Origin of the sequence: Kocuria tytonicola (assembly GCF_003687455.1) — a bacterium.
GTDB classification, from domain to species: Bacteria; Actinomycetota; Actinomycetes; order Actinomycetales; family Micrococcaceae; genus Kocuria; species Kocuria tytonicola.
Window position 1 is genome coordinate 1 of the sequence record NZ_PHOA01000095.1, and the last position, 9,235, is coordinate 9,235.

The window sequence follows — 9,235 nt, forward strand, 5'->3', positions numbered from 1 at the left end:
CCGCGCAGCATCGCACCGCTTCGAAGGAGACCCGCATGGTCCAGCGCCTGTTCGACACCCACCTGCACATCGTCGACCCCGCCCACCCCCTCGTGGAGAACAACGGGTTCCTGCCGGAGCCGTTCACGGTGGCGGACTACCGCGATCGCACCGCAGGGCTGAACATCGAGGGCGGGGCCGTGGTCTCCGGGTCCTTCCAGGCCTTCGACCAGGGCTATCTCGTGGATGCCCTGGCGGCCCTCGGGCCGGGCTTCGTGGGTGTCACACAGATCCCCGTGGACACGAGCGACCGGGAGATCGAGCGGCTGCACGGCGTAGGTGTGCGCGCGGTGCGCTTCAACGTGGCTCGCGGCGGCTCGGCGGATCTCGACGACCTCGACCGCCTGGCGCGGCGCGTCCACCACCTGGTGGGCTGGCACGCGGAGCTCTACATCGACGCCCGCGCCATCGACGACGCCCTCCTCCCCCGCATCGCGGCGCTGCCCGCGGTGAGCATCGACCACCTCGGGATGCACGAGGACGGCCTCCCGGCGCTGCTGCGCCTCGTGGAGCGCGGTGTCAAGGTCAAGGCCACCGGGTTCGGGCGGGTGGAGCTGGACCCGGCGGCCACCATCCGGGCCGTCGTGGCCACGGACCCGACCGCGCTCATGGTCGGCACGGACCTGCCCTCCACGCGGGCCCGACGCCCCTTCCGCCCCGAGGACCTGGACCTCATCCGTGAGGTGCTCACCCCGGAGCAGGTGGCGGACGTCTTCTGGAACAACGCCGCGGCCTTCTACCTGGACTGACGCCCACCACCCCCGTTCGCGGCCACTGGCTGCCGCATCCACGACGACGCTCGTCCAACCTTTCCCGGCGCGGCTCAGCTCCCCTGCGGGGGCGCCCGCGCGGCACCGGTTCCCGGGTCCCCCCCGATGCCTCCTGCCTATCTACTCGCCGGTTACAGTGGCGTCCATGGACACCGTGACCGGCGCCACTGCCGACTTCTCCCGCTCGGACCTCCACCTGCCCGTGGCCGGTGACGTGATTCGCGGGACCGTGTGGACACCGGTCACCGAGCCCACGGGAGTGGTGGTGCTGCACCCGGCGACCGCCACCCCCGAGCGGTTCTACTCGAGCATTGCCGAATACCTCACCTCGCGGGGGCTGGCCGCGGTCACGTACGACTACCGGGGTACAGGACGCTCCGGAGATCCGCGCCGACACGAGCACCTGCGGATGCGGGACTGGATGGCCACGGACGTCCCCGCCGTCGCGCAGTGGACTCACTCGCACTTCCCCGGGCTGCCGATGACCGCGGTGGGCCACAGCATTGGTGGGCACGCCCTCGTGCTCGGGCACGGCACGGAGCACCTGGACCGCTTCGCCGTGGTGTCATCCCACGTGGCGGACACCCGCACCGTGCCCCCGCCGATGGAGCGGCTGCGCGTGGCCCTGATGCTGCATGCGGTAGGCCCCACCCTGAGCCGAGCGCTGGGGTACATGCCCGGCAGACGGCTGGGCATCGGCGAGGACATGCCCACCGCGGCCATGGTCGAGTGGGGAAACTGGGCCCGGCACCGCAACTACTTCTTCGACGACCCCTCGATGGACGCCGCTGCCCGTGCCGCCGCCGTCACGCAGGACGTCCTGGCTCTGGGTGCTTCGGACGACCCCTGGGCCAGCCCCGCGCAGATGCGCGCGCTGACCTCCCACCTGACCGCCGCCCGCGTGGAGCACAGGACGTTCACGCCCGAGCAGCTGGGGGCCCAGCGGGTGGGTCACCACGGCCTGCTCCGCCGCAATGTGGGCACCACCGTGTGGCCGGACCTGGTGGACTGGCTGACCGGCGCGGAGGGCTGCGAGAACCGCGGGCCGTGACCATTCTCTTGCCCTCCCTCCTCCGGTCACCTAGCCTTGCAGGTACGTACCTACGGGAGATTCACATGACATCCATTACGGCCCGCGAGTTCAACCGCGACGTCAGTGCGGCCAAACGGGCGGCCAATGAGCATCCCGTCCTCATCACGGACCGCGGCGAACCGGCCTACGTGCTGCTGTCGATCCACGAGTTCCGGCGCCTCACCACTTCGGGTGAGTCCCTGGTGGACCGCCTGAGCATGGAGGAGGACATCGAGGTGGACTTCGAGCCCGCCCGCATCTCTCCCCGGGTCCCGGAACTGTGACCTACCTGCTCGACACCAATGTCATCAGCGAGCTGAGGAAGTCAGCGGCACGCGCAGACCCCGCTGTCCGTGCGTGGATCGCAGCCCGGTCCCCCGTGGACATGCACCTGAGCGCACTCACCGTTCTGGAGGTGGAGATCGGGATCGGCAGGCTGCGGCGCAAGGATGCCACGCAGGCGGATCGACTCACCGGATGGTTGGAGAACGATCTGCTTCCCGTGTTCTCAGGCCGCATCCTTCCCGTGGACCTGGCGGTCGCCAGGCACGCGGCTTACTTCCACGTTTCTGATCCCCGGCCCGAGAGGGACGCGCTGATCGCCGCCACGGCCGCCGTCCACGGGATGACGGTCGTGACGCGCAACGTCAAGGACTTCGAGCCCCTCGGTGTTCCCCTCGTGGATCCCTGGGGCTGACTCGATTCAGGGAATCCGGGGAAGGCGAGCACGCTCGGGCCACGGGTCCGTACGCAGACGACCGTAGGTGTCCACGTCGATCCGCTCGCCCCGGATCAGGAACTTTCCGCGCTCGGTCCCCTCCTTCACGAACCCCGCGGCCCGGGCCACCGCTCCCGAGGCAGGATTGTTGACGCGGTGACCCAGCTCCAGACGCTCCAGACCACCCTCCGTGAGCGCCCAGTCCGCGACGGTCACGGCCGCACGGGTGGTCCAGCCACGACCACGCGCCTCCGCGGTCATCCAGTACCAGAACCACCCGTTGCGGTTGGCGTGGTCCACGGTGATGCCCACGACGCCCACCAGACCACTGCGCCCGCACACCGCCCAGGCGACGCCGCTGCCAGGGTTGCTGACCCGCCGCACGTACTCCACCGCCTCCTCAGGGGTGGTCACGGCTCCCTGTCTCGACATCTCGGGGTCGGAGCGGAACGCCTGCAGAACCTGCGGGGCGTCGGCGAGGTGGAGGGGCCGGACGTGCGGGAGCTGCGGTGCGGCGTCGTCGACGTGGGACACGGGAGCCTTTCGCGGAGCGGCAGGAAAGTCTGGGAACGGAGCGACCCGCGGCGCCCACCTCTGAACGGGGCGGGCACCGCGGGTCGGTGCAGGACCGTGCTGCTCGCGCTCAGAGCACCGCGGCGAGCACGAACGTCCACACGCACGTGACGGCGAGCATGCCCAGGCTGTAGAACAGCGAGCCGCGCATGATCTCGGCCTCGCGGCCGTTGAGCCCCACGGCGCCGGCCGCGATGGCGATGGACTGCGGGGAGATCACCTTGGCGGTGGTGCCGCCCGCGGTGTTGGTGCCCACGAGCAGCGCGGGGCTGGCCCCGATGCCCTGGGCGGTGGCCACCTGCAGCGGCGCGAACAGGGTGTTGTTGTTGACCACCGAGCCGGTGAGGAACACCCCGATCCAGCCGATCACCGGGGCGATCAGCGGGAAGACCGGACCGGCGGCCGCGAGCGCGGTGCCCATGGCCGTGGAGCCGCCCGAGTAGTTGGCGATGTTCGCGAGCACCAGGATCACGGCGATCAGCACGATGGCCGGGCCCAGTGCCTTGACGGCGCCCGAGAGCTCCTCGAACAGCTGCCTGGCGTGCAGCTGCGGGGTGGTGAAGAACGTGATGAGCACGGCGATCAGGATGGCGGTGCCGGTGGCCCCGAGGATCGAGAAGTTCCAGGTGGCGTTCACCACCGTCCCGGCGGCCGCGGTCACGTGGCCGGTGAGCCCGGGCATGGGGACCGTGAAGGTGGTGAACCCCAGCGCGCCCTGGGTGAAGAGGTGCTGCACCGCGGGCACGGACCAGAGCAGGATCACGATGGTGAGGATGTAGAACGGGCTCCAGGCCCGGACCACCTCGCCCAGCGGGTGGCTCGCCTCGGCGGTCTCCGGCGCCTCGGGGGCGCGGGACACCCGGCGCGGGGTCCACACGTGGCACAGCACGAACAGGGACACCATGGCCAGCAGACCGGCCGCGAGGTCCGCCAGCTCGGGGCCCATGAACCACAGCAGAGCGCCCTGCACCACGCAGAACACCGTGGCGGAGACCAGCGCGGGGAGCCAGGTCTCGCGGAGCCCGCGCAGGCCGTCCACCATCCAGACCAGCAGGAACGGCACCAGGAACGTGAGCGGCTGGAGCAGCACCACGAGCGCCCGGGAGAGGTCCTGGACGTCCATGTTCGTGACCTGTGCACCCACGAGCACAGGCACGCCGATGGCGCCGTACGCACCCGCGGCCACGTTCGCCACGAGGCACAGCACGGCGGCGCGCAGGGGCGGGAACCCCAGCTGCACGAGCAGTGCCGCGCAGATGGCAATGGGCACGCCGAAGCCGGCCACGCCCTCGAGGAACGCGCCGAACGCGAACCCGATCAGCAGCACCTGCACCCGCTGGTCCGCGGAGACGTTCGCAATGGAGGAGCGGATCACGTCGAAGCGCCCCGACCGCACGCTCAACCGGTACAGCCACACCGCCATCACGATGATGTACGCAATGGGCCACAACGCCGTGAGCAGGCCCAGCAGTCCCGCCCCGGCCACCGCGGAGGCCGGCATGCGGAACACCAGCAGCGCCACGAGCACCTGCACCACCAGCGCGATCACACCGGACTTCAGGCCCGTGAGCTTGAAGAGCATCATGCACGCGAGGAACACGACGATGGGCACGGCGGCCACGAGCGCGGTCAGGGGCAGGCTGCCCAGGGTGTCGAGGGTTTGGGTCCACATGGCGCTGTTCTTTCAGGACGTGGGGCGGGGCTGGGCTCAGGACAGGCTGTCGACGACGCCGCGCAGCGTGTTCGCGGACGCCTGCAGCCGGTCGAGCTCGTCCTCGGCGAAGGGGGTCTCGCGGATGGGCACGGCACCTGCCGCGCTGACCACGCTGGGCACGGACATGGCGATGCCGTCGATGCCGTGGAAGTCCGAGAGCACCGGGGCCACGTTCAGCACGGCGTGCTGGTCACCGGTGATGGCCTCCACGATGCGCGCGCTGGACAGACCGATGGCGTCGTTGGTGGCGCCCTTGCCCTCGATCACCTTGTAGGCCGCGCCCCGCACCTCGGAGAGGATCTGGTCCAGGTCCTCACGGGTGAACACACGCTCACCGTCCCGGGTCCACTCCAGGATGGGCACGGTGCCGATGGTGGCGGTGGACCACAGCGCGAACTCGGAGTCGCCGTGCTCGCCCACGATGTGCGCGTGCACGCTGGAGGTGGCCACGCCCGCCTTTTGGGCAATGAGCCAGCGCAGGCGGGAGGTGTCCAGCACGGTGCCGGAGGCGAAGATCCGCTCCGCGGGCAGCCCGGTCTCCTGCTGGGACAGCGTGGTGAGGGGGTCGCACGGGTTGGTGACCACCACGAACACAGCGTGCGGGGAGGCCTCCAGCAGCGGCGGCACCAGCTGGGACATGATCTTGGCGTTGGTCTCCGCCAGGTCCAGGCGGGTCTGCCCCGGCTTCTGCTTGGCACCCGCGGTGATGACCACCACGTCCGAGTTCTCGGTCAGCGCGATGTCCGAGCCGCCACCCACGATGTCCGTGTGGGCGGCGAACTGCGAGCCGTGGGCGAGGTCCAGGGCCTCCGCCTCGGCCTTCGCGGACGCGATGTCGTAGAGGGCGATGTGGCGCACGGACCCCCGGATCAGCGAGGCATAGGCCACGCTCGATCCCACGGCTCCGGCTCCGACGACGGTGAGTTTCGAGTCCTTGATCATGGTGTCAACGCTAGCCCTCACCCCACCGTTCAGATACGGATGACACTCAGGGATCCAGAGGTTCCTCCGCAGGTCACACGTCGTTTTCCTCACAGTCTCGCGAGGTGCGGGCCACACCCGGAGCAGGCACCGCAGCGGGCCCGAGCCCCCGAAGGGCGCCGCCCGGCAGGGAGCCATCCGGGCGGCGTCGTCGTCTGCGGTCCCGCGGTGTGCGGCGCCGTGGTGCGGGTCAGGGGGTGGCGCCGTCCGGTTCCCGCAGCGTGGGCTCGGGGAGGTAGACCTGTCCGCCCGCGGCGAGGAACTCCTGGCTCTTGCGCTGCATGCCCGCGATGGCCGCCTGGTTCTCCGCGCTGCCGTAGGTGTCGCGGATGTCCTGGGAGATGCGCATGGAGCAGAACTTGGGCCCGCACATCGAGCAGAAGTGGGCGGTCTTGGCGGGTTCGGCGGGCAGGGTCTCGTCGTGGTATTCCTGCGCGGTGACCGGGTCCAGGCCCAGGCCGAACTGGTCCCGCCAGCGGAACTCGAAGCGCGCCTCCGACAGGGCGTCATCGCGCTCGGTGGCGCCGGGGTGGCCCTTGGCGATGTCCGCCGCGTGCGCGGCGATCTTGTAGGTGATCACGCCGGTCTTGACGTCGTCCCGGTTGGGCAGGCCCAGGTGCTCCTTGGGGGTGACGTAGCAGAGCATCGCGGTGCCGTAGCGGGCGATCTCGGTGGCGCCGATCGCGGAGGTGATGTGGTCGTAGCCCGGCGCGATGTCCGTGGCGAGCGGGCCCAGCGTGTAGAACGGGGCGCCGTCGCACAGCTCCTGCTGGCGCTCCACGTTCTCGCGGATCTTGTGCAGCGGGATGTGGCCGGGGCCCTCCACCATCACCTGGATATCGTGCTCCCAGGCGCGCTTGGTCAACTCGGCGAGGGTGTCGAGCTCGGCGAACTGGGCAGCGTCGTTGGCGTCCGCAATGGAGCCGGGGCGCAGGCCGTCGCCCAGGGAGAAGGCGACGTCGTAGCGCGCGAAGATCTCGCACAGCTCGTCGAAGTGCGTGTACAGGAAGTTATCGCGGTGGTGCGCCAGGCACCAGCCGGCCATGATCGACCCGCCGCGCGAGACGATGCCCGTGACGCGCTCGGCGGTGAGCGGCACGTAGCGCAGCAGGACGCCCGCGTGGACCGTCATGTAGTCGACGCCCTGCTCGCACTGCTCGATCACGGTGTCCCGGTAGATCTCCCACGTGAGCGCGTCCGCGTCCCCGTCCACCTTCTCCAGGGCCTGGTAGATGGGCACCGTGCCGATGGGGATGGGCGAGTTGCGCAGGATCCACTCGCGCGTGGTGTGGATGTCGTTGCCCGTGGACAGGTCCATGAGCGTGTCCGCTCCCCACTTGGCAGCCCACTCCAGCTTGGCCACCTCCTCGCTGATGGAGCTGGTCACCGCCGAGTTGCCGATGTTCGCGTTCACCTTCACCAGGAACTTCCGCCCGATGACCATGGGCTCGGACTCCGGGTGGTTCACGTTCAGGGGGATCACGGCGCGGCCGGCGGCCACCTCCTCCCGCACGAGCTCGACGTCGCACTGTTCTCGCAGTGCCACGAAGCGCATCTCCGGGGTGACGACGCCGCGGCGCGCGTAGTGCATCTGGGTCACGCACCTGCCGGGCCGGGCCCGCCGGGGTTCCGGCTTGCTCCCCCGCCACTGCTGCTGCGGGGCACCACGGCGGACGGCGCTGCGACCGTCGTCCTCGAGCCTCCTCCCGCGGGCCTCGTAAACCTCGGTGTCCCCGCGGGCCTCGATCCACTCGGCACGCCAGGGCTCCAGGCCCTCCTCCGGAACGCTTCCGGGGCCCATGGTGCGGTACACGCGCAGGGGCTCGTTGGGTGTGCCGTCCGGGGAGTCCAGCTGGTGGATCTCTGTGATGGGGACCTGGATGGAGTGCTCCGAGTCTTCTAGCCAGGCGAGGCGGTGGGATTCGTGCTGCTCGGACTGGGTTGCGGCACGTAAAGTGGTGCCGTCCCCATCTCTCGGGATGATGCCCGTGGGGGTGATGGTGCTGTGGGCGGTGGTGCTGGGCGTGGGGGCATGCGAAGACATGGCCGTTCCTCACTTCCTACGCCGGTATGACCCGGGTCAGGTTCGACGGTCTCGGGCAGCACTGGCCCGATCTCAGCCCCCGTGTCTGGGGCTCCCGTGTGGACGGTCACATGTCTAGCACACGTTGCTCCTCAGGCGACGACTGAACGGGTTCTACGCCGCGCGCCCAAAGGTCTTGTGTGCAAGCCACCCATGGTTATAATCAAAAGCATGCGCCGCGCGTGAGTAGTTTCCTGCTCTGTCAATTCGACCAGAACGGATTACTCATGCCCTCAGATATTTTGCGCCTCTCACTTCACACAGTCACTCGCTCAACCCACCGATCGTCCCCGGTCTCCATCCGCTTCTTGGACGCGGCTTCTCGAACCTCCCTGGCGAAGCTCTACTTCGAGGGATATCCATTAGGAGTCGCCGCCGAAGACATGGCCTCGGCCCGTGAAGAAATTGACGCGGTTTTCCGGGGAGACTACGGTGCCTTAAGACCGGATGCTTGCGCCACGGCGTGGGTCAACAATCGGCCCGTTGGCGCGGTCATGGTGGTGGACTATTCTATCTGGGATGAGTGGTTGGATGGTCCGTTCATCATTGATCTATTCGTCCATCCACACTATCGGGGCTTGGGTGCGGGACGGGCCCTCGTGTTGCATGCCATCGAGGCATGCTCGCTAGCTGGCAATGCTGCGATCAGTCTGCGCTTCGGAGACGGCACGTCACCCGCAGCGATGGGCCTCTACAAAGGCCTAGGGTTCGTCCCTTACCCATCCGCATGATCGCGGCTACCTGGCTTCAAGAGGGGTGAGGGTCTTCGTATAAGCAGAGGCCTCATTCCGTAACGGTGACCCCCCTGGTTGTTTCCGAGCGGTCCATATCGCTGATCTTCCCGAGTTGGCTCCGTGCTGTTTCAATGGAACCATGCCTGACAACGGTCCTGCACGGGTGGTGATCCGCGAACTCACCCCGTCCGATTTTGCGGGGCACGCGGATGAACTCGTGAACCTGCAACGCGTGGCCTATCGCGTGGAGGCCGCCCTGATCGGCGTCGACCGCATCCCGCAGCTCAGCGAGAAAGCGGCGGAATTGATGGCGGCAGACCTCACGTGGCACTTGGTGGTGGAGAAAGGCGACGTGATCGCCGCTGTGGCCACGAGTTAGGGCGTGTCTGACAAAGGTTAGTCGCGGGGTCTGAAACGATCAGGACGTGTCACGTTTTCAGGTTCTCTCGGATGCCCAGTGGTCACTGATCGCGCAGTTGCTGCCCCGCCCGACGGGCAAGCCGGGCCGCAAGTTCTCCGACGCGCGCACGATGGTTGAGGGCATCGTGTAC

10 protein-coding genes, 1 pseudogene and 1 riboswitch are annotated in these 9,235 nt (G+C 68.8%); of the genes and pseudogenes, 7 read left to right on the forward strand and 4 right to left on the reverse strand.

Annotated features, from left to right (window positions below):
- The 4 genes from CWC38_RS09600 to CWC38_RS09615 form a co-directional block, all read left to right on the forward strand.
- Positions 1-788, forward strand: a 788-nt coding sequence (locus tag CWC38_RS09600; protein ID WP_338067540.1) for an amidohydrolase family protein, incomplete at its 5' end; no start/stop codon positions are given.
- 166 nt (positions 789-954) lie between these two features.
- The gene (locus CWC38_RS09605; protein ID WP_121846544.1) at positions 955-1,860 is read left to right on the forward strand and encodes an alpha/beta hydrolase family protein; all 906 of its coding nucleotides are present in this window, start codon (positions 955-957) and stop codon (positions 1,858-1,860) included.
- A 65-nt stretch (positions 1,861-1,925) separates the two neighbouring features.
- On the forward strand, positions 1,926-2,165 hold the full coding sequence (locus tag CWC38_RS09610; RefSeq protein ID WP_121846535.1) for a type II toxin-antitoxin system Phd/YefM family antitoxin: 240 nt from the start codon (positions 1,926-1,928) through the stop codon (positions 2,163-2,165).
- Positions 2,162-2,578 (forward strand): type II toxin-antitoxin system VapC family toxin, encoded by a 417-nt coding sequence (locus CWC38_RS09615; RefSeq protein ID WP_121846536.1) that lies wholly within the window; start codon positions 2,162-2,164, stop codon positions 2,576-2,578. Before CWC38_RS09610 ends, CWC38_RS09615 begins: the two co-directional genes overlap by 4 nt.
- Positions 2,579-2,584: 6 nt before the next feature.
- Here CWC38_RS09615 and CWC38_RS09620 read toward each other — a convergent pair whose 3' ends face one another.
- The 4 genes from CWC38_RS09620 to thiC all read right to left on the reverse strand — a co-directional run bounded on the left by CWC38_RS09620 (position 2,585) and on the right by thiC (position 7,911).
- Complete coding sequence (locus CWC38_RS09620; protein ID WP_121846537.1) at positions 2,585-3,133, reverse strand: GNAT family N-acetyltransferase; 549 nt, start codon at positions 3,131-3,133, stop codon at positions 2,585-2,587.
- A gap of 109 nt (positions 3,134-3,242) precedes the next feature.
- Positions 3,243-4,844: an L-lactate permease gene (locus tag CWC38_RS09625; protein WP_121846538.1), complete on the reverse strand. Its 1,602-nt coding sequence runs from the start codon at positions 4,842-4,844 to the stop codon at positions 3,243-3,245.
- Positions 4,845-4,880: 36 nt separating this feature from the next.
- Complete coding sequence (locus tag CWC38_RS09630; RefSeq protein WP_121846539.1) at positions 4,881-5,828, reverse strand: L-lactate dehydrogenase; 948 nt, start codon at positions 5,826-5,828, stop codon at positions 4,881-4,883.
- Positions 5,829-6,057: 229 nt separating this feature from the next.
- A complete protein-coding gene (thiC, locus tag CWC38_RS09635) occupies positions 6,058-7,911 on the reverse strand; it encodes a phosphomethylpyrimidine synthase ThiC (RefSeq protein ID WP_121846540.1) in 1,854 nt (617 codons plus the stop codon).
- Positions 7,908-8,019, reverse strand: a riboswitch (TPP riboswitch). (Overlaps the previous gene by 4 nt.)
- A 113-nt stretch (positions 8,020-8,132) precedes the next feature.
- Between thiC and CWC38_RS09640 the strand changes: the two genes are divergently transcribed.
- From CWC38_RS09640 to CWC38_RS09650, 3 genes and pseudogenes are all read left to right on the forward strand, one after another.
- Complete coding sequence (locus tag CWC38_RS09640) at positions 8,133-8,681, forward strand: GNAT family N-acetyltransferase (protein ID WP_124106158.1); 549 nt, start codon at positions 8,133-8,135, stop codon at positions 8,679-8,681.
- 142 nt (positions 8,682-8,823) lie between these two features.
- Entirely contained in the window at positions 8,824-9,063 is a 240-nt protein-coding gene (locus CWC38_RS09645; RefSeq protein ID WP_124106159.1) for a hypothetical protein, read from the forward strand.
- Positions 9,064-9,109: 46 nt separating this feature from the next.
- Positions 9,110-9,235, forward strand: a pseudogene (locus tag CWC38_RS09650) (IS5/IS1182 family transposase); the annotation flags it as partial.